At 40.3% G+C, this 26,203-nt stretch carries 25 protein-coding genes and 1 pseudogene; 12 read left to right on the top strand and 14 right to left on the bottom strand.

Annotated elements, in window-relative coordinates; genetic code table 11:
* Positions 1-3: 3 nt before the first annotated feature.
* The 3 genes from ACFX4I_RS15210 to ACFX4I_RS15200 form a co-directional block, all read right to left on the bottom strand.
* Complete coding sequence (locus ACFX4I_RS15210; RefSeq protein WP_377421585.1) at positions 4-882, bottom strand: permease; 879 nt, start codon at positions 880-882, stop codon at positions 4-6.
* Positions 883-1,323: 441 nt separating this feature from the next.
* A complete protein-coding gene (locus tag ACFX4I_RS15205) occupies positions 1,324-1,950 on the bottom strand; it encodes a DNA-3-methyladenine glycosylase (RefSeq protein ID WP_377421583.1) in 627 nt (208 codons plus the stop codon).
* Positions 1,951-2,060: 110 nt separating this feature from the next.
* On the bottom strand, positions 2,061-3,626 hold the full coding sequence (locus tag ACFX4I_RS15200) for an MDR family MFS transporter (RefSeq protein WP_377421581.1): 1,566 nt from the start codon (positions 3,624-3,626) through the stop codon (positions 2,061-2,063).
* 274 nt (positions 3,627-3,900) lie between these two features.
* On the opposite strand from ACFX4I_RS15200, the gene proC reads away from it, so the two are divergent.
* On the top strand, positions 3,901-4,707 hold the full coding sequence (gene proC, locus ACFX4I_RS15195) for a pyrroline-5-carboxylate reductase (RefSeq protein WP_230301670.1): 807 nt from the start codon (positions 3,901-3,903) through the stop codon (positions 4,705-4,707).
* Between the two features lie 85 nt (positions 4,708-4,792).
* Positions 4,793-6,164 (top strand): annotated as a pseudogene (locus ACFX4I_RS15190) (FAD-binding oxidoreductase).
* Between the two features lie 198 nt (positions 6,165-6,362).
* Here ACFX4I_RS15190 and ald read toward each other — a convergent pair.
* The 6 genes from ald to ACFX4I_RS15160 all read right to left on the bottom strand — a co-directional run bounded on the left by ald (position 6,363) and on the right by ACFX4I_RS15160 (position 12,797).
* A complete protein-coding gene (gene ald, locus ACFX4I_RS15185; protein ID WP_076367639.1) occupies positions 6,363-7,496 on the bottom strand; it encodes an alanine dehydrogenase in 1,134 nt (377 codons plus the stop codon).
* 172 nt (positions 7,497-7,668) lie between these two features.
* A complete protein-coding gene (locus ACFX4I_RS15180; protein ID WP_377421579.1) occupies positions 7,669-8,490 on the bottom strand; it encodes an EcsC family protein in 822 nt (273 codons plus the stop codon).
* Positions 8,491-8,539: 49 nt separating this feature from the next.
* Positions 8,540-9,796, bottom strand: a complete 1,257-nt coding sequence (locus ACFX4I_RS15175; RefSeq protein WP_230301667.1) for a PucR family transcriptional regulator — start codon at positions 9,794-9,796, stop codon at positions 8,540-8,542.
* 130 nt (positions 9,797-9,926) lie between these two features.
* The gene (locus tag ACFX4I_RS15170; RefSeq protein ID WP_230301666.1) at positions 9,927-10,925 is read right to left on the bottom strand and encodes an inorganic phosphate transporter; all 999 of its coding nucleotides are present in this window, start codon (positions 10,923-10,925) and stop codon (positions 9,927-9,929) included.
* 15 nt (positions 10,926-10,940) lie between these two features.
* On the bottom strand, positions 10,941-11,561 hold the full coding sequence (locus ACFX4I_RS15165; RefSeq protein WP_063235631.1) for a DUF47 domain-containing protein: 621 nt from the start codon (positions 11,559-11,561) through the stop codon (positions 10,941-10,943).
* Between the two features lie 237 nt (positions 11,562-11,798).
* Entirely contained in the window at positions 11,799-12,797 is a 999-nt protein-coding gene (locus ACFX4I_RS15160) for an inorganic phosphate transporter (protein WP_230301665.1), read from the bottom strand.
* 394 nt (positions 12,798-13,191) lie between these two features.
* On the opposite strand from ACFX4I_RS15160, the gene ACFX4I_RS15155 reads away from it, so the two are divergent.
* Both ACFX4I_RS15155 and ACFX4I_RS15150 read left to right on the top strand, forming a co-directional pair.
* The gene (locus ACFX4I_RS15155) at positions 13,192-14,022 is read left to right on the top strand and encodes an aldo/keto reductase (protein WP_377421576.1); all 831 of its coding nucleotides are present in this window, start codon (positions 13,192-13,194) and stop codon (positions 14,020-14,022) included.
* A 469-nt stretch (positions 14,023-14,491) separates the two neighbouring features.
* Positions 14,492-14,746 carry a GlsB/YeaQ/YmgE family stress response membrane protein gene (locus ACFX4I_RS15150; RefSeq protein ID WP_214788646.1) on the top strand — a complete coding sequence of 85 codons (255 nt, stop codon included), beginning with the start codon at positions 14,492-14,494 and terminating at the stop codon, positions 14,744-14,746.
* Between the two features lie 188 nt (positions 14,747-14,934).
* On the opposite strand, the gene ACFX4I_RS15145 is transcribed toward ACFX4I_RS15150, so the two are convergent.
* Positions 14,935-15,846, bottom strand: coding sequence for an RluA family pseudouridine synthase (locus ACFX4I_RS15145; RefSeq protein WP_377421574.1), 912 nt, complete (start codon positions 15,844-15,846; stop codon positions 14,935-14,937).
* Between the two features lie 232 nt (positions 15,847-16,078).
* Here ACFX4I_RS15145 and ACFX4I_RS15140 point away from each other — a divergent pair, with 232 nt between their 5' ends.
* The gene (locus tag ACFX4I_RS15140) at positions 16,079-16,498 is read left to right on the top strand and encodes a DUF5365 family protein (RefSeq protein ID WP_377421572.1); all 420 of its coding nucleotides are present in this window, start codon (positions 16,079-16,081) and stop codon (positions 16,496-16,498) included.
* Between the two features lie 68 nt (positions 16,499-16,566).
* Here ACFX4I_RS15140 and ACFX4I_RS15135 read toward each other — a convergent pair whose 3' ends face one another.
* Positions 16,567-17,037 carry a thioredoxin family protein gene (locus ACFX4I_RS15135; protein ID WP_230301661.1) on the bottom strand — a complete coding sequence of 157 codons (471 nt, stop codon included), beginning with the start codon at positions 17,035-17,037 and terminating at the stop codon, positions 16,567-16,569.
* Positions 17,038-17,133: 96 nt separating this feature from the next.
* Positions 17,134-17,364 carry a disulfide oxidoreductase gene (locus ACFX4I_RS15130; protein ID WP_230301660.1) on the bottom strand — a complete coding sequence of 77 codons (231 nt, stop codon included), beginning with the start codon at positions 17,362-17,364 and terminating at the stop codon, positions 17,134-17,136.
* 295 nt (positions 17,365-17,659) lie between these two features.
* Between ACFX4I_RS15130 and ACFX4I_RS15125 the strand changes: the two genes are divergently transcribed.
* The 3 genes from ACFX4I_RS15125 (at position 17,660) to ACFX4I_RS15115 (ending at position 21,788) form a co-directional block, all read left to right on the top strand.
* Positions 17,660-19,207, top strand: coding sequence for a carbon-nitrogen hydrolase family protein (locus tag ACFX4I_RS15125; RefSeq protein WP_230301659.1), 1,548 nt, complete (start codon positions 17,660-17,662; stop codon positions 19,205-19,207).
* Positions 19,208-19,361: 154 nt separating this feature from the next.
* A complete protein-coding gene (locus tag ACFX4I_RS15120; protein ID WP_377421570.1) occupies positions 19,362-21,092 on the top strand; it encodes a phospho-sugar mutase in 1,731 nt (576 codons plus the stop codon).
* 168 nt (positions 21,093-21,260) lie between these two features.
* Positions 21,261-21,788: an NADPH-dependent FMN reductase gene (locus tag ACFX4I_RS15115; RefSeq protein ID WP_076367619.1), complete on the top strand. Its 528-nt coding sequence runs from the start codon at positions 21,261-21,263 to the stop codon at positions 21,786-21,788.
* A gap of 131 nt (positions 21,789-21,919) precedes the next feature.
* Here the strand turns inward: ACFX4I_RS15115 and ACFX4I_RS15110 are convergent, their stop codons facing one another.
* Positions 21,920-22,162 (bottom strand): YhdB family protein, encoded by a 243-nt coding sequence (locus tag ACFX4I_RS15110; protein WP_048689737.1) that lies wholly within the window; start codon positions 22,160-22,162, stop codon positions 21,920-21,922.
* A 132-nt stretch (positions 22,163-22,294) separates the two neighbouring features.
* On the opposite strand from ACFX4I_RS15110, the gene ACFX4I_RS15105 reads away from it, so the two are divergent.
* The 3 genes from ACFX4I_RS15105 (at position 22,295) to ACFX4I_RS15095 (ending at position 24,755) form a co-directional block, all read left to right on the top strand.
* Positions 22,295-23,263, top strand: a complete 969-nt coding sequence (locus tag ACFX4I_RS15105; protein WP_377421568.1) for a M14 family zinc carboxypeptidase — start codon at positions 22,295-22,297, stop codon at positions 23,261-23,263.
* Positions 23,264-23,312: 49 nt separating this feature from the next.
* On the top strand, positions 23,313-23,633 hold the full coding sequence (locus ACFX4I_RS15100; RefSeq protein WP_377421566.1) for a DUF3889 domain-containing protein: 321 nt from the start codon (positions 23,313-23,315) through the stop codon (positions 23,631-23,633).
* 240 nt (positions 23,634-23,873) lie between these two features.
* Complete coding sequence (locus tag ACFX4I_RS15095) at positions 23,874-24,755, top strand: radical SAM/SPASM domain-containing protein (protein ID WP_076367611.1); 882 nt, start codon at positions 23,874-23,876, stop codon at positions 24,753-24,755.
* Between the two features lie 96 nt (positions 24,756-24,851).
* Here the strand turns inward: ACFX4I_RS15095 and ACFX4I_RS15090 are convergent, their stop codons facing one another.
* On the bottom strand, positions 24,852-25,058 hold the full coding sequence (locus tag ACFX4I_RS15090; RefSeq protein ID WP_230301655.1) for a hypothetical protein: 207 nt from the start codon (positions 25,056-25,058) through the stop codon (positions 24,852-24,854).
* Between the two features lie 254 nt (positions 25,059-25,312).
* On the opposite strand from ACFX4I_RS15090, the gene ACFX4I_RS15085 reads away from it, so the two are divergent.
* Positions 25,313-26,155 (top strand): MurR/RpiR family transcriptional regulator, encoded by an 843-nt coding sequence (locus ACFX4I_RS15085; protein ID WP_230301654.1) that lies wholly within the window; start codon positions 25,313-25,315, stop codon positions 26,153-26,155.
* Positions 26,156-26,203 lie beyond the last annotated feature (48 nt).

Genomic DNA, 26,203 nt, shown 5'->3' with positions numbered 1-26,203 from the left:
TCTTTAAGAAATAAACAATAAAGTTAGGCCTAAGACGGAAATAAATATATAGGCCATCAAACATAAAACGAATTTTGTTTTGAAGGTACCTAAAAGCATGATCGTATTTTTAATATCAAACATGGCCCCAAATACAAGAAATGCAACTAGTGAAGAGGGCGAGAAGGTACTTCTAAAAGAACTTGCAACAAAGGCGTCCGCTTGGGAACACAAGGACATGACATAGGACAAAGCCATCATGACTGCATTCCCGGATAGTTTTCCTTGCCCGATTTCAAGCAATAGGGATGTTTTCAAAAAGGTTTGAATGGCAGCTGCCAGCAGTGCACCAATGATTAAGTATTTTCCAACAGAAAAGAACTCTTCAATCGAGTGTTTGAACATCCCCGTTATTTTGTCTTTAAATGTAAGTTTATGGTGATGAATATGTTCGATATGTTCCTGTTTAAGCTGATTTGTCTTAAATTGAAAAGACAGTATGCATGCAATGATCAGGACGACCGCGAATGCAATTCCGCCACGATAGAAAACCATGCTCCAGCTATTACCAAAAGCTATATAGGTGGAAAACAGGACGATCGGATTGAGAATGGGTGCAGAAAGCATAAAGGCAATGGCCGCTGAAAGAGGAACCCCTTTAGCAATCAAACGGCGGGTAATCGGGACGATTCCGCACTCGCAGGCAAGAAAAAAGACTCCTGCACCAATTGCGGATAGAACAGATAAGATCGGATTTTTCGGAATGATTTTTGCAATCATCTCTTCTGACACAAACATTTGGATGATTCCAGATATAAGGACTCCCAATAAAATGAAGGGAAGGGATTCAATTAGGATACTAATAAAAATTGTATTCATTTGCAAAAGGGACTGAACGTTCATCATAAACCACCTTCCATATTACTGACTTAACTATATTAGGTTCGTAATAGAAAGAAGTCAATTTATTATTACTGGGTAATAGGCTGGAAGTTGAATGGGTAAGGAAATTATGGGATATTGAGGGGACTTGAATAATCTAATGTATAAGTTTGGCAGAAATTAAGTATTACTTCAATTTAAGCCTTGTTCCTTTTGAGGCTATGGCTGTCATTAGCTATATTCATAATACTTTCATACACGACTCTTGATATGGATTTCGGGATACGAAGTCCATTTTTTCTTCCCCATTAATCAGGCCGACTAGGATCTCTCCGCTAATATAATTTCCTTTTTTAGAATTCCGATTTCCTTGTATTTTGCTGTTCTTTCGGACAAAGTAAAATCCCCTCAAAGTTGTGTAACATCCATAGAATTTACACAGTTCACTTAGAGGGGATATAATCATGGTTTATTTTTTGGCACAGCTTTATTAATTAGGTTTTTACGGGATATAAACGGATTGTCGGTAACCCAGAAACGCCAAGGATAATCTTTTGCTGCCCCGGAGTTGTCGATTCCGACACGGGGGCCGCTGGATATGTGTTCAGGCATTTTTCCGGCAGCAAGATATAGCGGGGGATCCGTAAAAGATCGACCATAATCATCCATGGTGATGCCTAGTGCCTTTGTTAGCTTCCCAGGTCCATCGGTCCATTTACGAATATCGGAAATTCCGCGTCTTTCATGCATTAACTCAAGCCCGGAATAGGGTTCAACCGCCCGGATTAAAATGGCCTCCGGATTTTCAGGCCCGCCGCTTACGACATTGACCAGTGTATGTGTGTGCATGACGTATGTATATATCAATCCGGAATTACCGAACATCACTTCCGTCCGTTTTGTCCTTCTATTTCCAAAACTATGTGCTGCCCTGTCCCCAGGTCCAATATAGGCCTCTGTTTCAACAATGAATCCAGAAGCGGTTCCATCCGCTGTTTCTTTTACAATGAGGCAGCCAAGAAGGGATTTTGCCAGTTCCAGCGTGGGCCGCTGATAAAAATCCGCAGGTAAAATTGAATGGTTTATCATAGTATCACTCCATTTAGTCTCATACAGGTAAAATTCCCTTATCATTGAAAAAGAAACATGAAGGGATTAAAAAGGCCGGCTGAATATATCAGCCGGTCCCGAGCATATTATTAGCTTAATTCTTTTTCCGTTTCTTGATCTCTTTTGATTCTTCCTGAACCCACGGAAAGTGCCACTAATATCCCCGCGGAAACAAAAAAGATACCGGTGATGAAAACACTGGAGAATGCATCGATCCAAGCATTTTCAATCGTTTTTACAAGGACATTGCTGACTTCTGCCGGCATTTTAAGGTTTTCCGGATAAAGCATGATGTTGAATAACGCATCCGTTTTATCGGCTAATGCTTTCAGTGCCTCATGCAATATAGGGTCCTTTTGGCTTACGACCGCATCATCCATATTTTGCTGGAGATTGTGATTCATGACAGCGTTCAAAATCGTGATGCCCATCGTTCCTCCTATAGACCGGAAGAATGTGGAAGCCGCTGTAACCGACCCTAGCTGGGATTTTGGAAACTCGTTTTGGACGGCAATCATCAATGTCGGCATGACAAGACCCATACCTATTCCAAGAATGGCCATGAATGAGTACGCAGTGAATATAGTCGTACTGCCGTCCATCATGCTCATTAGGAAGAAACCAAGCGTTGCAAAGGCCATTCCAAAGGTAAGCACGGTACGAAAACGGAATTTCAATAGTAACCGCCCGCCAATGATGCTGGAAAGAATCATACCGATCATCATCGGAGTCATGGTCGACCCCGCTTTTGTTGGTGAAACTCCCAGTACGCCTTGCATGAACAGCGGGACGAACATGATTGCCCCGAACATGCCAAGGCCAAGCAAGAATCCCAAAATATTCGTGGTTGAAAAAACTCTATTTTTAAAGAGGGATAAATCAAGGATCGGTTCGACTGCTCTTCTTTCAAAAATGATGAATAGGGCAATGAAGACAATGGTGCTGCCGAAAATCAAGAGAGATTCCAGTGATAACCATTCGAATTTATCTCCACCGAAGGTCAAGCCCAGCAGTAACAGCACAATACCAGGAATCAAGGTGAAAATCCCCAGATAATCGATATTCACTTTCTCTGCTTTCCTAATGGCTTCATGTTTCAATCCTACATAAATCAAAATGGCAGATAGTAAGCCCGTCGGTACATTGATCAAAAAGATCCAGTGCCAGCTGATATGGTCAACGATCAGGCCGCCCAGAAAAGGACCAATGACGGAACTTAAACCAAAAAGGGCTCCAAATACACCCTGCCATTTGGCTCTTTGTTCGGCAGAGAATATATCGCCGATTATCGTTTGGGATAAAGGCATGATCATCCCGCCGCCGATTCCCTGCAGCCCTCTGTAAATGATCAATTGCTCCATCGAAGTGGCTGTGGCACATAAAAACGAACCAATCGTAAAAATGATCGTACCAAGCAGATAAAGGGAACGTCTGCCATATAAATCAGATAGCTTTCCAACAATGGGTACAACAGTCGTTGAGGCTATTAAATAGGCAGTCGTCACCCATGCAAAGATGGTAAAACCATTCAATTCCCCGATAATTGTCGGCATGGCCGTACCGACGATTGTCTGTTCCAATGAACTGAAAAACATTCCAATGATCAATCCTGTTAAGACTAGCTTGGTATTGACCGCTTTTTTTTCCATTTGCATACGATTTCTCCATTCCTGGAACTGTATTCCTTATTCGCTTGTGACTGATAGGTCAAAATTATAAATCTGAAATGACCATTTAGTCAACGGTTTTTTCGCTGGAAATTTCAATTGCATGAAGGTGATATCAAGATTCATCCAATAACACTTAAGTAATTCGACCAGAAACCACCAATTCCTTCCTAATTAATATCTCCAACGTGTTTCCATTTATCAAATCCGATATAATAAATCAGAAGGAATATAGATGAACTTATGATTGGAAGTGTAAGATATGAATAAAAAAATCGGGTTTATTGGATGCGGCAAAATGGGTGAGTCAATGCTTGAGGGGATGTTGCTTGCAGAGGTCATTTCACCTGAAGGGATCATGGTCAGTACTGCGAGTGTGGAAACCAAAAATAAAATCACCACGAAATATAACGTTAAAGGTACTTTGGATAATAAAGAGGTTGCCGGTTTTGCCGACTTTCTCTTTCTAGGGATCCAACCTGCCATGCATAAGCAAGTGCTTGAAGAAGTGAAGAATCATGTGAAAGAAGAGGCTGTGATCATTACCATGGCAGCTGGGATCACTATATCTTTAGTTGAGAGCAGCTTCGGAAAAAAAGTGAAGGTTGTCCGGACGATGCCAAACACTCCTTCGCTTGTCGGTGAAGGCATGACGGCCATGAGCATCAATGATCAAATTACCGATGCTGATATAGAGGATGTGACTGCACTGCTGAATAGTTTCGGTAAAACGGAAATCCTCCATGAAGATTTGATGGACGCAGTACCGGCCATCAGCGGTTCGTCGCCTGCTTATGTATACATGTTCATCGAGGCGTTGGCTGATGGAGGGGTCCGTGATGGCATTCCAAGAAAACAAGCATACCGAATGGCAGCACAAGCCGTAATGGGAGCTGCTAAAATGGTGCTCGAAACAGAAAGACATCCTGCTGCTTTAAAGGATGATGTCTGCACGCCGGGCGGTTCAACGATATCTGCGGTAGCGTCTTTAGAAGAGAATCAGCTCAGATCCAGCATTCTGCAAGCAATGAAGGCCTGCACGGATAAAACGAAAGGTTTCAGTAAGTGAAGAAAGATGGATTGCCTATTAGCGGGCAATCTCATTTTGTGTGATATTTTCAGAATGTTTGGTGAAAAAAAGAGGAGGCTGCATAATGAATGGGTATATAGAAGAACTAAGAAAGATACTGACGGAAGAACAAGTAACGGTGAATGAAACATTATTGGAACAGCACAGCCATGATGAATCATATCACACTCCGCATTTACCGGATATGGTCATTTACCCAAGGGATACTGCGGAAGTCAGCGCAGTCATGAGTTATGCGAATGAGCATGAAATACCGGTCATTCCTTTTGGATTAGGATCAAGTTTGGAGGGGCATGTCGTTCCAGTTAAAGGGGGAATTTCCCTGGATTTATCCTTGATGAATCAAATATTGGAAATTAGGGAAAATGATTTCCTTGTGAAGGTCCAACCAGGTGTGACAAGGACGCAACTCAATAAAGAATTAAAAAAATACGGTTTGTTCTTTTCCGTCGATCCTGGCGCCGATGCTACATTAGGAGGGATGGCAGCCACGAATGCAAGTGGGACGACCTCGGTCAAATATGGGATCATGCGCGATCAAGTCAGGGATTTGGAAGTGGTTTTAGCAAACGGTGAAGTGATTCATTCCGGAAGTTTAGCGACAAAATCATCTTCAGGCATTCATTTGAATGGTTTGTTTGTGGGCTCTGAAGGTACGCTAGGTGTATTTACTGAACTGACATTAAAGGTATATGGCATTCCTGAAGTCACAATGGCTGGGAGAGCCTCATTTCCAACCGTCGAACAGGCAGTATCTGCGGTTAATGGGATCATGCTTGCTGGAATCCCGATTGCACGAATTGAATTGGTTGATGCCGAGTCCATAAAAAAAGTTAATCAATTCATGGACAAATCCTATGATGTCCAACCAACTTTATTCCTCGAGTTTCATGGGAATTTTGCCGGACTGGAACAGGACGTCAAATTTGCCAAGGAAATCGTAAGTGATTTTGGCTGTGGCGATATCCAGTTTGAAACCGATTCAAAAGCACGGAATGCCTTATGGGAAGCGCGCCATAACCTCGCATACGCATTCATTCACAGCGCACCTGGAAAAAAGCTGATGGTGACCGACGTAAGTGTGCCCCTTCATGAATTATCGAATGCCATACTGGATACAAGGAAGAAAGTCGAACAATCCAAAGTGGAGGGTGCGATTGTAGGACATGTAGGTGACGGAAATTATCACGTATTTATTGTTCATGATCGATCTGAAAAATCCTGAAGAAGTAAAAGAAGCGAAGAGGTTAAATGAAGAAATCGTCGAATATGCATTAACAAAAGGCGGTACATGTACGGGTGAACATGGGGTAGGACTTGGAAAATCGAAGTATCAGCGAAGGGAGCATGGAGGAGCTTACGAAGTGATGAAAACGATCAAACAGGCATTGGATCCGAAAGGAATAATGAATCCTGGGAAGATCTTCATAGATTAAGAGGCATATTCTATTTTGTAGATTAGTAATAACATCAAACAAACTTGATCCCTATAATATGTGGTGGAAATCTTGCGTATTATAGGGGCCAAGTCGAAAATGCCAGTTACATATCATGGAATTTAAACATATATTCGGAGATTCTCGTCCAAAAAAATAAGACTCCAGACAAGATTGTGTCTGGAATCTTATTTTTTATTAAGCGTTAATGTTATTTGAGTTTAAGGCATTTTCAACACTTACATAGTTGTAACCAAGGTCTGTGGCAACTGCTTCGAACGTGATTTCACCGTTCGCAACATTGACGCCTTTTGCAAGTGCATCATTTTCAAGGATTGCTTTGATGGCACCTTTGTTTGCAATTTGAAGTGCAAATGGTACTGTTACGTTAGTTAATGCAACTGTAGAAGTTTGAGGCACTGCTCCTGGCATATTCGCCACTGCATAATGCACTACTCCATGTTTAACATAAGTAGGGTTATCATGTGTTGTTATGTGGTCGACCGTTTCAAAGATACCGCCTTGGTCGATTGCAACATCGACAATGACTGAACCAGGAGACATCGATTTAACCATTTCTTCAGTAACGAGCTTAGGAGCTTTAGCACCTGGAATCAATACAGCACCGATCACTAAATCGGCATCTTTAACTGCTTCCGCAATATTGTAAGGGTTGGAGATAAGTGTTGTCAGTTCATTTCCGAAAATATCATCAAGTTGACGAAGGCGGTCAGGGCTTAAGTCAAGAATGGTAACATCTGCGCCTAATCCAATAGCGATTTTAGCAGCATTCGTTCCAACCATACCTCCGCCGACAACAGCGACTTTACCACGTTTAACTCCAGGAACTCCGCTTAAGAGTATTCCTTTGCCGCCGTTATTTTTTTCAAGGAACTGAGCACCGATTTGTGCAGCCATGCGTCCTGCAACTTCACTCATTGGTGTCAATAAAGGAAGTGTGCGGTTTACTGCAACCGTTTCATAAGCAATGGCCAAGACACCGCTTTCTTTTAGGGCCTGAGCTAGTGCCGGTTCAGCCGCAAGGTGTAAATATGTGAAAAGGATTAAATCTTTTCGGAAATATTTATATTCAGATGAGATAGGTTCTTTTACTTTCATGATCATTTCTGTGCTTGACCAAACGCTAGCAGCGTCCTCGACTATAACAGCACCAGCCTCTTGATATGATTCATTTGTAAAACTGCTTCCTAGACCTGCGTTCATTTCGATTAATACTTCGTGACCTGCATTGACTAATGCCACAACCCCAGCTGGAGTGATAGCTACACGGTTTTCATTGTTTTTAATCTCTTTTGGAATTCCTATTCTCATCTTAATCCCTCCAATAATATGTTTTTACTATTTGTATCACAAGTATAGTTGGAAAAAGAAATAGTTAGTATGTGGAAATCAGAAAATTGAAAATGGTGTATTTGTGGAATTCCACAAACGCAGTGTCAAAAAATATGGGCTCGCCAGGAACAAGACCTTATTAAAGCTGAATTCAATTCTTTGCAATAGGTTCTTGAATGCGCTCTAAAATCCTTCTTTTCTTATATAACAGGATTCCCGTATCGGCTATATCCGCAATCATGGAACGATTTGTAAGGGCGCCAAAGATTATTCCGGCAACAGGAACCATTTGCAAAAGCTTTTTCCAGCCAAACTGATCACGGTATGTATAAACGACTTCCCGCCAACCTTGCAGTTCGGATGCTATTTCCCTTTTTGATTGGGAATCGGTCTGGTTCATTTTCGACAATTCATTTAATAGAGCCTTTTTGCCGACAACATCCGATGTTGTGAATTGCAGACATTTGACGATGAAAATTCGTTCTTGGCGGTCTCTAGGATTGAAGCCATATGTGATGGCGATATCCTGAAGCGTTTTGATCGACATGCCGAGAAGAAGGGGGATGTCGATGGCCAAGGTAAAGATTCCGCCAATCCCTGTAGTGGCACCTTGAACCGTTGCCAATTTGCTGCCTGAATTTTTAATATCCTGACTCACGCTATCCATGATATGGAGGGGTATGCTTGAAACATCTTCCAGGGCTTTAATTTCCAACTCGGGAACCTTGGCTTGCAGCTGACTAAGAATATGAGCTTCTTTCGTTAAATATTTTCCGCCATTCTGAATGTAGCTGCCGATTTCATCAAGCATGACACCCAATTTTTTCTGAATGAAATCCGGTGTCAACTTATCCAATAGCTTGAAGGGAATACGCCCGATCCGTTCCCAAAACCATAGTCCTTTCTGATCTTTCTCCCATTTTTCAATGATTGTTAATTCTATTTCAAGCTCTTCTTTTGTTTCAAGTTTCATATGATCAACCTTTCCACACTTCTAGTATTCCATATCAGGGAATATATCATTAATTTTTCTTGTGAAATTCATCATATTGATTAAGTTTAATGTTAAGAAAGAGGGACATTTTTTGAATCGGGTCTTTTAGCCGAATATTTCCCACTTCAGAGATTCTTTTTAATCGGTAATTCAATGTATTCACATGGATATGAAGATTACTTGAAGCTTCATTAGGGTTGCAGTCTTTCTCTAGATAGACAGTGAGTGTTTGCAGCAATTCCGTCTGGTTCTTCATGTCATATGCTTTGAGCTTAAGGATGGAAGGATGAACACGACGCTGTTTGTTGCTTGCGAGTGTTTCAATCATTTGAAACATGCCAAGTTCTTCATAATGTAAAATGAGTTTCATGTCATCCGGGAAAATATTCTTCATTTTAAGGGTGTATTGAGCTTCTTCGTAACTTGATTTAACATCCATTAAGTTTTTATACATATTGCCAGCCGTTCCAAGAATATGCTCGACACCGAAACGCCGTTTCATCTCCAGAATGAAAAAAGGAATGAACTCATCAATCGATGAAGTGAAAGAAGAGCTGTTTTCCTGGTTGCCTCCCGCGAAAAGAATGAGCTTGTTATGGTCAATGGCAAATAAGGAACTGTTTATCTTTTGAGTGGTCGTTAACATGTATGAAATGTAGCGCTCCACTTCGCGATTGATCTCTTTAGGAAATTCGAATACCAATATGGAAAAAACCACTGGAACGTGGATGGAAAATTTCTTGTAATTTTCAATTATTTCCGATTCTTCTTGGTAGTGCCCGGTCAATATGCGCCAAAGGAACTCTTGATGACCTGCTTCTTTCCTTTTCTTTTTCAATTGCAATTGCTGTAACTGGTTCTTCGCCTCCTTGGCAGCGAATTGCAGAAATTTCATATCTTCTTCGGAGAAAGGTTCATTTACTTCCAAAGCCCAAATGAAACCAAGTACTTCATTATTTTTCCGGATGGAAACCGCAACCCTGTTACCGAGACCGACATCATTGATGGCCCCGATTTTAATGGGGGCATCGTCTTTCAATAACGCGGGGATGAAGCCATCTTTCCATAAACTGTTGATGACCTTTTCAGGGACACGTCTTCCGATTATGGTCATGATACGAGCCTGATCCGTAGTATCATCGTGTGTGCTATAAGCAAGTAAGCGATGGTTACCGTCCTCGATTGTAATGGGGCAACCCAAAACAGAACTGATTCTATCGGCAAACTCCATCATATCTCCATAAAGGTCTTTAAAAATATCTCTATTTTTTTCGAATTCCTTCATTTTTATCTTGCCCCTCGCTGAAAAAAATTCCTTCTCCTTGAATTTTAAACGATTTCCTATTAATAAGCATAGATAAATCCTTTGTTAAAACAGAAAATCCCTACCGATGGAAACCGGTAGGGATTTTATTTTAGAATAAGAAGTTAATTAAAAGATAAAGCAAACCAGCTAATGTTGCCGAGATGGGAATGGTAATGAACCAAGTGATGATCATTCTTTTTGCCGTTCCCCATTTTACGCCCTTGACACGATGCGCAGTTCCAACACCAAGGATTGAAGAAGAAATAACATGGGTTGTACTGACTGGCATGTGTATTATTGTCGCGCCGAAAATGATGAAAGCCCCGGTTAAATCCGCTGCAACACCATTGACCGGACGGATTTTCATGATTTTACCGCCAACGGTTTTAATGATTTTCCATCCGCCGACGGAAGTTCCAAGTCCCATTGCTAGCGCACAGGAGAATTGAACCCAGAAGGGGATATCGGTACTTGATGCATAACCATTTGCAATAAGGGCCATCGTGATGATACCCATCGCTTTTTGTGCGTCGTTCGTTCCGTGGGTATACGATTGAAGTGCCGCAGTAGCAATCTGTATAGTACGGAATTTTTGGTTTGTTTTTGTCAGGTTATTGTTTTTAAAGACTACTTTAAAGATGCTGTATACGATAAACCCGATTGCAAAAGCAATTAGCGGGGAGAAAATCAAAGCTTGAAGAATTTTCATGAACCCTTCCCATTTAATGCCGGCGAAGCCTGCTGCAGCAATGGCGGCACCTGCAATCGAACCAATCAATGCGTGGGAGGAACTGCTTGGTATCCCGTAATACCAGGTAAGAAGATTCCATATGATAGCGGCAAGCAGAGCGGCCAAGATTACATATGAACCATTAGGAAGCGTGAACGGATCCACGATATCCTTCGTTATGGTCTTCGCTACTCCAGTAAATGTCATAGCTCCGACGAAGTTCATGATGGCTGCCATGATGATGGCATGCCTAGGCTTCATGGCCTTTGTTGAAACAGCAGTCGCTATTGCATTGGCTGTATCATGAAAACCATTGATGAAGTCAAATGCTAAAGCGAAGAAAACGATTAATATTGTTAAAATTAATAAAGTATCCATTTATTGGGGTACTCCTTAGGCGTTTTTCATTATGATTGTTTCAAGTGTATTGGCCACTGCTTGACAGTGATCGGCAATCTCTTCAAGGCTTTCGTAAATTTCTTTATATTGAATGATCCTGATTGGATCTTTTTCAACTGTAAACAAGTTTTTGATTGATTGACGTTGAATCCCGTCACAAACTGATTCAAGATCTTTAATTTTGATTGCATTTTCACGAATCATTGGCAATTTCTTAGTGGATAGTGTATCGACAGCATTTTCAATCTCATACGTACACTGTTTGATTGCATCCACAAACTTAAGCATATACTCATCTGCATTGACAATGGAGTACATCTCGAATAATGCTGCACAGTGTTCCAAACCGTCTATGACATCATCCATTCTCATGGTCAATTCAAGTATATCTTCCCGTTCGATAGGAGTGATGAAGGCATTGTTCAGCTCTTTAATCACATTATGAACCATTGAATCGCCTTTATGCTCATAGTCTTTCATCGTATCTGAAAATACTTTGAGATCGGAGATGTTTTTGAGTTTATAATCCGCGAAATAGTCAGCACCTTCTTTAAGGTTTTGAGCGATGTTAAAAAGCATTACTGCGAATTTGTCTTTTTTTGATTTAAAAGCCATGTTAAAGCCTCCCAATTAGTCATGCAAATTTACGCACTTTAGTCGTACGCTTAGTATTAACAAATTGATTGTAACGAATTCATGTAGTATCCGGGAAGGTTTTTCGACGAAAATTTACAAAATCTTAATAAAACTTTATATAAAAACACAAGAAAAATTAAAAAATGGGAAAAACCCTACAATTATAAGGGGAAATCTGTAGAAAAAAGCCTTTCCAATATGGAAAGGCAAAAGGTTCTATAAAAATAAAGCAATTAAATAGTAAATGATTCCAGCTAAGGAAGCGGAAATTGGCAATGTAATGAACCAAGTGATCAACATGCTTTTTGCGGTTCCCCATTTTACCCCTTTGATGCGGTGTGCTGAACCGACCCCAAGTATTGAAGAAGAAATGACATGTGTCGTGCTGACCGGCATATGCAGGAAGGTTGCACCGAAAATGATGGCTGCTCCAGTCATATCGGCAGCCACACCGTTAACCGGGCGGATTTTCATGATTTTACCGCCAACGGTTTTGATGATCTTCCAACCTCCGATTGATGTACCAAGCGCCATGGCTATTGCGCAGGATAGTTGTACCCAGAAAGGAACATCAGAGGTAGAGGCATACCCGTTAGCGATCAAAGCCATCGTGATGATACCCATGGATTTTTGAGCATCATTCGTTCCATGTGTATAAGACTGGATGGCCGCCGTGAGAATTTGTATTCTCCTGAATCGCTTATTGGTTTTTCCTAAATTATTATTTTTGAATACTACCTTGAAGATACTGTATACAATGAATCCAAGCGTGAAGGCAAGGATAGGGGATAGAATCAATGCTTGTACAATTTTAGTGAATCCACTCCATTTAATCGCATCGAAACCACTAGCCACGATGGCAGCTCCCGCTATTGAACCAATGATCGCATGGGAGGAACTGCTTGGAATGCCAAAATACCAAGTGATTAAATTCCATATTATTGCCGAAAGCAGGGCAGCAAGGATTACATAAGAACCATTATTCAATGTGAAAGGATCAACGATATCCTTCGTAATGGTATGCGCTACACCGGTAAAGGTCAGTGCTCCTAATAAATTCATGACCGCAGCCATTATGATTGCATGACGTGGTTTAAGCGCCTTGGTTGATACTGCTGTAGCGATGGCGTTAGCCGTATCATGGAAACCATTGATAAAGTCAAAGACCAAAGCAAAAATAATAATTAGCGCGGTTAAGATGAGTATGCTATTCATACATGGAGGACTCCCTTAATTTCAAGTATGTAAAAGTGTATATGGATTGTCGCCAATGAATGGGCAGGACAGTTTGCAACTCCTCAATATTAGAATGGGAATTTTACATTAGATTATTCTTAAAATTTGGCACCTTCTTTTTTACTTGGTTTTAAGTTGAACTATTCAATTGTAACGAATTTCATACCTATAAGGATAGATGTTTCGTCATTTTTTCACAAAATATTTAACTTAGTGAATGATTAAAAAGATAAAATAATCCCTTTAATATATATAAATGGTATTTAAGGGTGCGTTTTTTGCTTAAGTGCTCTATAAATCCCGAGGCTTATGGTTAGAAATAGAAGATGGAGGGATGTATAATTGGTAAATAAAAGTAAGGGGGAATGATGGAATGATTTCAAATATTGGGGAAACGATCACCTTACATAATGGAGTTAAAATGCCACAGTTGGGTTTCGGTGTATTTAAAGTGAAAAACGGCAATGAAACGGTTGAGTCCGTCAAGAAAGCGATCGAAGTTGGTTATCGTGCGATTGATACGGCGGCCATTTATGAAAATGAAGAAGGTGTTGGTCAGGCGATTCGGGAATGCGGAGTGCCTCGTGAAGAATTGTTCATTACATCTAAAGTGTGGAATACAGAGCAAGGATACGAAACGACGCTCCAGGCCTTTGATGATAGTTTAAATCGCCTTGGTTTGGAATACTTGGATTTATACCTGATCCACTGGCCGGGAAAAGATAAATATCTGGAAACCTGGAGGGCATTGGAAAAACTTCATAAGGATGGAAAGGTGAAATCAATCGGTGTAAGTAATTTCCATGTTCATCATTTGGAGAATTTACTTGCAAACAGTGAAGTGAAACCGGTCGTCAATCAAATTGAATTGCATCCACTTTTGACTCAAGTCGAAATTCGTGATTACTGTTCAAAACATGAAATAAAGGTTGAGTCTTGGAGCCCGCTAGGCAGAGGGAACCTATTGGAAGAGCCGACAGTTAATCATATAGCGAAGAAGCACGGGAAAAGTTCAGCACAAGTGTTGATTAGATGGCATCTACAACATGATCTAGTTGTAATACCTAAATCGATTACGCCTTCCCGTATCAAGGAAAATGCAGAGGTATTTGACTTTTCTTTAAGCCTGAATGAAATGAATCAAATAGATGCCTTGAACAAAAATGAACGGTTCGGTAGCAATCCCGATGAACTTTTGTTCTAAAAAGAATACTGCACATGATAGGAGGATGTCCCGAAGGGGGCATCTTTTTTCTTTTTCCTCATGAACATAATTGAGACAGTTATTGCTTATACTAACTATGTGACAAAGTTAAGCCTATACCCGTTTAATATGTCTGATAATCCTGTTTTCGTTGCCAAATATTTTTTAAAAAAATTAGGTTTTAGATTAATTAAACGGGGAAAATAATGAGTACAGCGGCAAACAAAAAGAAAAAATTCACTAACATGAGGATTGTCCAATCAGTTACTCAAGGGCTATAGCTAGCTAACTCTACCCAATAACTAAAACATTCACATTCATTAGATATTGTGCGTAATCGGCATCATACCATTTGAATGTAAAAGTTAAAAATAACTGAAAAAAGGCATGACAATATTGAAGTGATTTGATTTCTTGGAGTCTGCTGCAGAAATTGAAAAATTAACTAATTTGAAGGAGGAAATATATTATGGGATTTTTATGGTCATTAATTATCGGAGGTATCATTGGTTGGTTAGCAGGTATGATCGTTGGACGTGACGTACCATTTGGAATTATTGGTAACATTATCGCTGGTTTCATTGGTGCATGGTTAGGTTCATTAATTCTTGGGAACTGGGGACCATCAGTAGCAGATTTCGCTATAATTCCAGCATTGATTGGTGCTATCGTATTTGTCTTCGTCTTAAGCCTTATCTTAAAAGGCATGAGAAAAGCTTCATAAATGCAAAAATTAAGCTGGCCCAAGTGGCCAGCTATTTTTTATGCCAAAATGGACGGATTTCGTCCCGACATGCCTTTAATCCATTAATTCGATACTGCCGGTGGTTCAAAAAAAAATAATCGGCAACAATTTCATATTAAAGGAAAAAATAAGAACACCGTTCCGATATGGAACGGTGTTTATTCAGTTTAAATGGTGACATCGAATATTTCAGGACTATCAATGAAAGGAGCTTCAATGCTCATTTTTTTTTCTGAAATGGGGTGGATGAATTCGATTTTTCTTGCATGCAGGGCTTGACGTGGAAATGTCTTTTTTCCGCCATACAAGGTATCTCCGGCCAAGGGGTGATTCAAATGACTGAAATGCACCCTGATTTGGTGGGTTCGGCCGCTTTCCAGTGTGCAGCTGACAAGCGTCAAGTTTTTCTTGGGATCGCGATTGAGTACCTGATAATGGGTGACTGCCGTCTGGCCTGTAGGGGAAACCCTTCGTCTCGTGGCATGGTGTCGGTCGCGGCCAATCTTTTCTTTGATTTCGCCTTCGTTCTTTTTAATGTTTCCTTCGACTAAAGCTAGATATGTCCGTTTGATTTCCCTTTCCTCCAACATTCTATCCAGCATGGACCCAATGAGGCGGTTTTTGGCAAAAAGGACCGCACCGGTGGTATCTTTATCAAGCCTATGAATATGCTTGATCATACAGGACTGACCGGTTTTTTGAAGATGGTGCGCCACTCCATTGATGAGGGAGTGTGCTTCACCCGGTTGAGAAGGGTGAGTATCCATTCCAGCCGGCTTATTGGTTATCAACAACACATCATCTTCATATATGATGGAAATTCCTAAGTCTGCCGCTTGAACTGTTTCATTTTCAGCGTGATCCAATAAGGGGATGATGATCGTATCTCCTTCATTAAGAATAGTTGACCATGTGACGGAATTCCCGTTCACTGCCACTTCTTTACTCATCCTCCATTCATGGACTAATTTCTTTGGGGCCATCCACCGCTCCCTAAAAAGCTGTTCCAATGTTAATCCATTCCAACTTTGGAGAACATCTATTATTAAATGTTGGTTAGTTATTTTAAAATTTTCCAATTAAACTCCTACTTTCGACTACTTTGGTTTTAATTAAATGAAAAAAATATATAATTATTAAAGATGAGTCATGAAAAAAGTAACCTTGGACCTATTGCTGAGATTTTCGTGGTGGAAATTACCACATATTTTTTACAAAATTTATGTTATTCTATTGGGAAAGAAATCGCTTGTCCTAGAATATACATATAATAGATAGGTCTAACGGATCTGAAAAAAGGTGGTTTTTTTAGTGAAGACGGTCTTTTCTTCAACTGAAGAACAAGAGCAAGAAATAGCGAGTCTCGTTTCTCGTTTCTACGAATCTGTATTTCCACAATACTTTACGGAAAGTGAAATCCTTCATTTTCGCGAGATTGGCGTTTTAGAGCCCAATCAAAGTTCTGTTACTTACATGGCAACATTAAGAGACGCATTTCAAGTAATGACATGCCTTCAAGTCCTTATGTCAATATTAGACAAACAGAAGAGAGAAGATTATTTAGTGATGGAATCTAAATCTGAAGAATTGTTCCAACATAACATCACACTATTGAATGACTGCGGAATATTCTTCCCCTTTTATTATGACCATTTTTCAAGTATAAACCATGAAGCGAATAATGATATGCAGATGATGGACATCCAGGTGGCGAATCAATATTTAGTATAAGGCAAAAAAAATGAGCCGGCTATAACGGGAGAAGCATTTCCGTTAGGGCCGGCTCATTTTTTACATCCTTAATTAATATCGTGGTCCTCGAACCATTTCTCGAACGTTACTTCATCATTAAAGCCGACGATTCGTTCTTGTTCTTCACCATTTTTATAGTGAACGATGGTCGGGGTTTTTTTGATGCCATAGTCGCTCCATCCTTGTTGAAACTCCAAAAGATTGAATTGAACAAGATCAATACCCAATTTCTCTGCCAAAGGTGCCACAACTGGTGTGGTTTTTTGACTGATTGAATTCGTAGGACTATAGAAATAAACGGTCACGTCTTTACTATCTTGGAGGTCCTGCTCCAACTCTACAGGAAGGATCAAGTTTTGATAATTGGGGTCATCCAGTTGATCGACAGTAGCAGGTTTAAGCTTATCTTTGCCGTATGGATTTCCTTTTGATTTTTCTTCTTTTTTCATGTTTGTAAAAACGCCCAGCAGGACAAATAGGGCGACGATTATCACTAAAAATATAGCCATTTTCTTCATTAAGCTGCAACCTCCTTGGATCTTGTCCATACGATGTAAAAAAATAATGACGAATGCAGTCAAGGCTAGAACGTGATGGTGATGAAACCAATACGTTTATATATTGTCCTGTACATGGAACCTTTCCTCATGCAAGGGTGTGGTCGGGAAAGACTGAAACCTTTGCAAAATAATGATCGTGGAAATGTATGCACCGATGGCTGTTACTATCATGGTATAAAAGCAAATCCAATGATCTTTTCGAATAATTGCAATTCCTAAAATGATTGTAAAAGGATACGTGATGATCCGCTGATACCAACAGAGCACAAACGGTTCATTTTGCATAATTCCAGAGAAATAAAAGCTCCCAAACATAGCAATGATGGAGCAGCCAAGGCCACAGTTAATAAGTTTTAAAATTGCAAATAGTCTTGTTCATGGTTCCTCTTCCCCATCTCTTTTTACTCTCATGAAAAGTATAGTATGTATGGACGGGGTCTGTAAAATATATATTCTTTTTACAGGACATTAAGAATTGTTTTTATCAATGCAATTTTGAGTCCATGGGTAGCTTCAGTTGTTTTAATTTTTGAATAAGGGGTATAATTCTTATGGAAGAGATTAAAGGAGTCTGAGGAAAATGCCTAATTTGGACCTGCATAAATATGAAAAAATAATGGAAATACGTAATATGAGGCTAGGAGACATAGATGAAATAATTGCTTTGCAGTCGAGTTGCTTTCCTGGAATGGTTCCTTGGAAGCGTGATCAGCTTGAGAGTCATCTGGCAATTTTTCCAGAAGGACAGTTTGTGGCTGAATATGATGGAAAAGTGATTGGCTCATGTTCCAGCCTCATTATTAATTTTGACGAATATGATGACCGGCATACATGGGATGATGTAACAGATAATGGATACATCACGAATCATAATCCGGACGGTTATAATTTATATGGGATCGAGGTCATGGTCCATCCTAAATTCCGCAGGATGAAAATTGGTCAAAGACTATATGATTCAAGGAAAGAACTTGTTGCCCAATTGAATTTAAAAAGCATCATTATCGGCGGCAGGATCCCCAATTATCATAAACATGCGGATGAACTGTTACCAAGGGAATATGTAAAAGAAGTGCAATTGCATAAAATATATGATCCGGTTCTTTCGTTCCAGCTTTTAAATGGGTTCACGCTTATGAGGATAAATCCGAATTATTTGCCTGATGATCTGCAATCGAATAAGTATGCTACGCTCATGGAGTGGAATAACGTCGATTATCAACCGAAAACAAAACGTTATTATAAAACATCAGAACCGGTAAGGATCTGTGTCGTGCAATACATGCTGCGTAAAATCGATTCATTCGAAGACTTCGCAAACCAAGTCGAGTATTTCACCGACGTTGCTTCGGATGCTAATGCGGATTTCGCCGTGTTCCCGGAACTATTCACCACCCAGCTGATGTCTTTCTTGAATGAAAGATCACCAAGCTTGGCTGTACGGAAACTGTCGGATTTCACAGAGCAGTACATTGAATTGTTTACCACTTTAGCTGTAAGGTATAACATCAATATCATCGGCGGTTCCCATTTCGTAAAAGAAGATGATGACAATATCTATAATATCGCTTATTTATTCCGTCGCGATGGGACGATTGAAAAGCAATATAAAATTCATATCACACCAAATGAAAGAAAATGGTGGGGGATTAACGCAGGTGACCGCGTTCGAGTCTTTGATACGGACTGTGGAAAAATCGCCATACAAATTTGTTATGATATTGAGTTTCCGGAACTCGCCCGGATTGCTACCGACATGGGGGCCAAAATCATATTCACTCCATTTTGTACAGAAGACAGGCAAGGCTACCTGCGAGTTCGTTATTGTGCCCAGGCCCGTGCTGTGGAAAACCAAATTTATACCGTCATTTCCGGAACGGTCGGGAATCTTCCGCAAACGGAAAATATGGATATTCAGTATGCCCAATCGGGAATCTTCGCTCCATCGGATTTCGAATTTGCGCGTGACGGCATAGTCGGGGAAACCAGCCCGAACCTTGAGATGGTCCTGATTGGCGATGTTGATTTGGAGATCTTACGGCGAGAACGGCAGTCAGGTACAGTAAGGCAATTAAAAGACCGCCGCCATGATATTTATAAACTGCATTATCAAAAAGGCGGAAAATAAAGAGGTATATGGGCTCGTGATGTGAAGAACGCTTGATGCGGTTCTATGCATTTTGAGCCTTTACTTCATTTATTGGAATAAATATGATAATTTTGTATATGTAAGGCAGATACATAATAATTACAAATAAGGCGTTTGGGAGGAGATGTTGGAGATGGACTGGAAATCTTTATACACCACTTGGGCAGGGTACCAGAATTTAAATGAGGAATTACGTGTCCTCCTTGAGGAAATACAGCGGGATGAAGCAAAACTCGAAGATGCCTTTTATAAAAATTTAGAATTTGGAACAGGCGGAATGCGTGGGGAAATCGGAGCGGGAACGAACCGGATGAATCTTTACACTGTAAGGAAGGCTACGGTTGGGTTGGCTCAATATATCTCTTCGTTTGGGGAAGAAGCAAAAGGAAGAGGGGCTGTGATCGCTTATGATTCGAGACATAAGTCCCCGGAATTTGCACTCGAAGCAGCTAAGACCTTGGCTACATTTGGGGTGAAGGCTTATTTATTCGATGAATTGCGTCCGACTCCGGAATTGTCATTTGCGGTTCGCGAGCTGAATGCCTTTGCTGGAATCGTCATCACGGCAAGCCATAATCCGCCTGAATATAATGGTTACAAGGTTTATGGACCGGATGGAGCACAATTGCCACCGGAAGCGGCCGATCAAGTGATTAGCTACGTGAATGCCATTGAAAATGAGCTTGAAATTCAGATTGAAGAAGCTGAAGTCCTGAAAGGGAAGGGCCTCATCGAAATGGTCGGGGAGGAATTGGATGCGGCATATAATCGTGAGTTGCTCACAGTTCCCGAGAATCCGCAGCTTGCCGAGGAAATAGATGTGTCTATCGTCTTTACACCTCTTCATGGAACGGCCAATAAATCCGTCAGGCGGGCACTGCAAAGCTTAGGGTATCAAAATTTGCATATCGTTAAGGAGCAGGAATTGCCAGATCCGGATTTTTCGACAGTTAAGTCACCAAATCCGGAGGAACCAGCTGCATTTGAAATGGCCATCGAACTTGGAAACAAAGTGGAAGCGGACTTATTGATAGCAACGGACCCAGATGCCGATCGGCTTGGAATTGCCGTGAAAAACGAGGTAGGTCAATATGTTGTCCTGACTGGAAATCAAACAGGTGCACTTTTCCTGGACTATTTACTGTCCCAGAAAAAAGAAAAAGGGAAAATTCCTCAAAATGGAGTCGTCTTAAAAACCATCGTCACTTCAGAAATAGGGCGGGCGATTGCCGAGTCATATGGCTTGAAGACGGTTGATGTACTTACCGGGTTTAAGTTCATCGCAGAGAAAATAAATCAGTATCATGTAAGCGGGGAAAATAGCTTTTTGTTCGGATATGAAGAAAGCTATGGTTACCTGATTAAAGACTTTGCACGTGATAAGGATGCCATTCAAGCCGCAGTGCTGGCTGTTGAAGTCTGTGCTCATTATAAAAAGCAGGGATTGACGCTATATGAAGGGTTACTGAATGTGTTTGAAAAATACGGCTTTTACTTGGAAGGATTGCGTTCATTGACTTTAAAGGGCATTGAGGGAGCTAAACAGATTTCTGGAATATTGAATCAATTCCGTCAAAATCCTCCTTCCCGAATCGCTGGCATTCCGGTAGTTGCTGAAGAAGATTATCAACGCAGCAAAAAGCGTACATTACTTTCAAATAATGAAGAATTGATCGAGCTTCCGAAATCAAATGTATTGAAGTATTTCCTTGAAGATGGTACATGGGTTTGCCTCCGTCCTTCTGGCACTGAACCGAAAATTAAATTCTATTTCGGTGTCCAAGGTAAATCAATGCCAGAAGCTGAGTCCAAGTTATCCGGAGTCATGGAAGATTTCATGAGCAAGATTGAGGCGTTAGTTTAAATGTATGAAAGCTAAACGAAAGACCTTCATCGGTCTTTCGTTTTTTTTGTGATGGCAAATTTGTAGCAGCATGAATGATCAAAATTCTAGGAAATTCCGTTTCCGTTTTGGTATACTGTATTGGCGACTGATCTCGGAAAACATCGGGAATAATGGAGGTATAAATTTATGAAATTAGTAATCATTAATGGTTCACCACGTAAACAAGGGCGTACGGGGATAGCCTCACGCTACATATCCAAGAAATACGGAGCGGAACTTATTGATTTAAGCAATAGTGAAATCCCTTTATATTCAGGTGAAGGTGAGCAATATCAATTGGATGTGATTCAAGGTCTACGGAAAAGCATCGAGGAAGCTGATGGCGTAATTCTGACCACTCCGGAATATCATGGTTCCATGAGCGGAGCCTTGAAAAATGCCTTGGATTTTCTAAGCAGTGAGCAATTCACGCATAAACCAGTTGCACTATTGGCTGTCTCCGGCGGAGGTAAAGGCGGAATCAACGCCTTGAATTCCATGAGGACAGTGGGTCGAAGCCTTTATGCAAATGTGATCGCTAAACAATTGGTACTGGATCCACATTGCTTCGATTACGAAAATGATGGTTTATTTGAAGAGTCTGCCGTACTTGTAGAAGGTATGATTGAAGAGCTTAAAATGTATGCAACTGCATATACTGCAATGAAAAAATAAATAAATGGGGGTCAGGTATTTAAATACCTGACCCTTCCTTGTTTTTATAGGGTTTCACCAGCCAAAGTTATATCCCCGATAATTAATCCTCTTGTATAAATTTTCCCTTTTCGCAAAAACTATAGGTGATTTTAGCTTGGAAGTTCACTTAAATAATCACTTGTTTTTTCTGCCGCATGATCCAGATAGCGAAGCAGTGCATACAGCTGGGATTGAACGATTTGATAATCATGCTCAAACCTGTAAGCGTGCAAAAAATGTTCAATTTTTTTCGAAAGAAAGTGATCTTTCGTTCGAACCATCAATACTAACAAGCTGTCCCAATCAGAACGGTGTGTGTGAAACAATGCCTGATCATAATCCGCAATCCTCATGTTCTTCTCCCCCTTAATAAGGAGCTATTTGTATTTTGTTCAGATATGACAGAACATTTCCTTACAATAAGTGGCGATGTAATGGGACCGCGGTTGTTGCTTTTTTCCTGAATAAAAATAAAAGGTGAGTACATGAGAAAAATAATGGTAATTGGAATATTCGTGCTGCTTTTTTTCCCTGAACAATCGCTGGCGGCAGAAGTGTATTCCCCTGAACAGATGGAAATGGATCTGCAAGGAATCCAAAAGCAGTATGAATTGGACGTTAAAATAATCGGACAAACTGAAAAAGGAAAAAATATAAAGGCAGTCAAATTAGGAAAAGGAAAAAGATCAATTTTGCTGGTGGGATCACATCATGGACGGGAATGGCTCAGTTCCATACTTTTAATGCGCATGCTTGAAGAGTATGCAGCCGCCTATCGAGCGGGCAAACCTGTTGAAGAATACCGGACGGAATCATTGGATGAAGTGAGCATCTGGTTCATTCCGATGCTGAATCCAGATGGAGTAAGCATCCAGCAAGGAGATCTCTCCAACTTAAATGTTTTTGAAAAGGCTGCAGTATGGAAAATGAACCAATTTAGCAGGAATTGGTCCCGTTGGAAAGCCAACGCCAAAGGCATTGATTTAAACAGGCAGTATCCGGCTGGATGGAAAGAGGTCATGAGTGATGAAACAAAACCAACGTATCAATTTTATAAAGGCGGAAAACCATTAGAAGCAGCTGAAGTAAAAGCGCTTACGGATTTCACGAAGGAGATCGATCCCCTTATTGCTGTTTCCTACCATACCTCAGGAAGGGAAATCTTTTGGCATTACAATAATAAACGGAAAAATATGGCGAGGGATTATGGGATTGCCAAAAAGACTGCCGAATTGACTGGGTATGAACTGACCTTTCCGGAAAAAGAAGCGGTAGGAAGCGGATTTACGGATTGGTTCATAACTGAATTCCGCCGCCCGGGAATGACGATCGAACTTAGTTATTTAGTGGATGAAACCAATCCGCCGTTGACTGTGTTTCCTGAGGAATGGAAGAGGAATCGATTAGTTGGAATCATGCTTGTAAAAGAAGCGAAGCAGCTGCATAACAACTGAACAATTTTACATAATAATACTAAGCGGAAAGTATGAGGAGGAAAAGATTTTGAAAAAAGTCATCGTGATGCTAATGGGGATTTTCTTGATCATACAAGCAGGGGCCATTTCAGCACAGGCCCAAAAACCCGATTACGAAAAATACGGAAAGATTGCAATTACAGTTTTGCAGGCAGATTATCCTGAAGTTGAGATTAACGATTACAAATATAAAGGAAGAAAAACTGTATCGAAAAATCTCGTCGAAGACGATTTCAGATTTTTGGTCGATGATAAAGGTCAGCAGTTCAATGTCATCGTGACCGTACAACATGATTTGAAAAATGAAAAATTACTTAGTTTGAAGGTCACGGAGCAAAAAGGAAAGTGAGCTCAGAACAAACCGAAAATTCAAGGTATGCATCTTACCGGACATCTTCACCTCGAGAAGATGTTTTTTTCTGATTTCTTTTATAGTGTCCGGAAAATGGTGGATACCGGATTAGTTGCCAATGGAAAGTGATTCACATCCGTTCAGCTGCCACGAAGTTTTCATTGCATTTATGAGTAGCTAACCAGTATAGTTAGTATCAGATTGAAACAATAAGCTTGATTGTAGGGGTATTAGAAAATGAGAAAGTTTAAGAAAGTTTATGTGGAAATTACGAATATATGTAATTTGAAGTGTAATTTTTGTCCAAGTTCCAGCTTGCAAAGGACCCTGAAATTCATGGATCCTGAAGGGTTTACCGATGTAATCAAGAAAATCAAACCACACACCGATCATATTTATTTTCATCTGATGGGTGAACCATTTTTAAATAAAAATTTGGGTACATTCCTGGATATCAGTGCTGAAAATGACCTGAAGGTTAATATTACAACAAACGGTACTTTGATTCAAAAGGTCAAAGACAAGCTGCTCTCCAAAAAAGCCCTTCGGCAGGTGAATATTTCACTTCATAGCTTTGAGGCAAACGATACGAGCAATAGTCTTGATTCTTATGTCAGTAATATTGCCGATTTCATAAATGAAGCAAATGAAAAAAGTGAAGTGATTTGTGCCATCCGTTTATGGAATATGGATACGGCTGAATTAAAAGCGAGTAATGGCCTGAACGACGATATTCTTAGCATGCTGGAGGAGAAGCTTTCATTGGACATTCGCTTAAGTGAAGCTCTTCAGCAAAAGAATAATATTAAGTTGAAGGACCGGGTTTATATAAACATGGCTGAAAAATTCGAGTGGCCGGAATTGGACCGTGACATTATCGATGAAAATATTTTCTGCTATGCCCTTAGAGATCAGTTAGGCATCTTGGTGGATGGTACAGTGGTACCTTGTTGCTTGGATAGTGAAGGGAAAATACCACTCGGAAATATATTCGAAACATCACTTGAAGACATTTTAAATGGTGAACGGGCGAAAAATATGTACGATGGTTTTTCAAGAAGATGTGCAGTTGAAGAATTATGTAAACGCTGTGGCTATGCTAAGCGTCATAAAAAATAAGATTAAGAAAAACCACGGAGTCCATCTTCGTGGTTTCGGACTGTAGGCAAACTCTATGAAAACTCAAGTTTGCCTGCAGTTTTTTATTTGAAAAGTTCAGTTGATTTCGGAAATCCGCTCCCTTTTCGCCGACTGTCTGCCAAGCCGCATCAAAGCAAGCGCCTGTGGTGTCTCGGCTAGCCAGTAATTCGGCAGGAGTGTCGCAAATTTCTTCAATCCAATGAGGATTACAGTAAAAAACCATAAAGATCGGAGTCCGCTGCACTGTCTTGGGCCGTTGAGGCACTGTATTCGACTGTTCACGAATTTTTTTGACCTTCACTCACTATTCGGACTCCGAACATCATTTTGTCGCCTAACTGAAATCACGGAGTCCATCTTCGTGGTTTTTTTGTGTGATTGAATGATATTGCCCCTCATTTTTATTAAAAATTCAGAATATTATTGTTTTATTGAAAGTACCGTGATAAAATACTCTCTATTATTGATGAAGTGAAAACTTCATATTGGCATATAAAAAGTATTGGATTCATATCTTGCTTCAGAGGGGATGTTTTATGGATTTACAGCAAAAAGTTAAAGAAGTATTCCCTAGTTTATCCACTGGTCAAAAAAAGGTAGCAAAATACTTGTTAGTGCATTCACATACATTTGCAGTCACTTCAGCTCAAAAGCTCGGAAAAGATATAGGGGTGAGTGAAACGACCATCATCCGCTTTTGCTATTCATTGGGGTTAAGTGGATATGCGGAACTTCAAAAACTTATTCGCAATCAGTTGATATACGAGAGCAGCAGTTTGAATGAATATCATTCTTCAAAACTTGAAGCCGCGAATCAGCCAAACTTCATGGCCCAGGTGATGGGGCAAGATATCATCAGCATCGAAAAGACAATGAAAAATTTATCAAATGAAGATTTCTCCAAAACAGTTGATAAATTGGCGGCAGCTGACAATGTTTTGATTTCCGGACACCGGTTATCATTTTCGGCAGCACATTGGTTAACCTTTACGCTGAGGCTTGTTAGGGAAGAGGTTCATTTATATCGGCCTGATACTGATGATATATTTTTACTGTTGGATAAAATGACTGAAAATTCCGTTTTTGTAGCCATTTCATTTCACCGCTATGTTAAAGAGACTGTGAAAATAACGGAAATGGCCAAAAAAGCGGGTGCGTTTGTAATTGGTGTTACGGATTCTGAACTGGCTCCAATTGCTGAATACGCTGACATATTATTGCCCATTTCAACACCAAGGACTTCCACTATCGATACGGCACCGGTGTTATTCTCATTATTGAATAGTTTAGTAGCTGGTGTATCGATTAAGGAAGAACAGGGTTTCAAAGAAAGAAAAGCTATATATGATGCATTCAATCAAGATGAATTTTTCTTTTGAGATTAAATTTCCATCAGTTCGGTGAACAAGCCGATTAAACCGGGATAC

Source organism: Peribacillus sp. YIM B13472, assembly GCF_042788005.1.
Taxonomy (GTDB): domain Bacteria; phylum Bacillota; class Bacilli; order Bacillales; family DSM-1321; genus Peribacillus; species Peribacillus simplex_E.
Note: the sequence above shows the minus strand (reverse complement) of the source record. Positions and strands in the feature narration are given on the sequence as shown.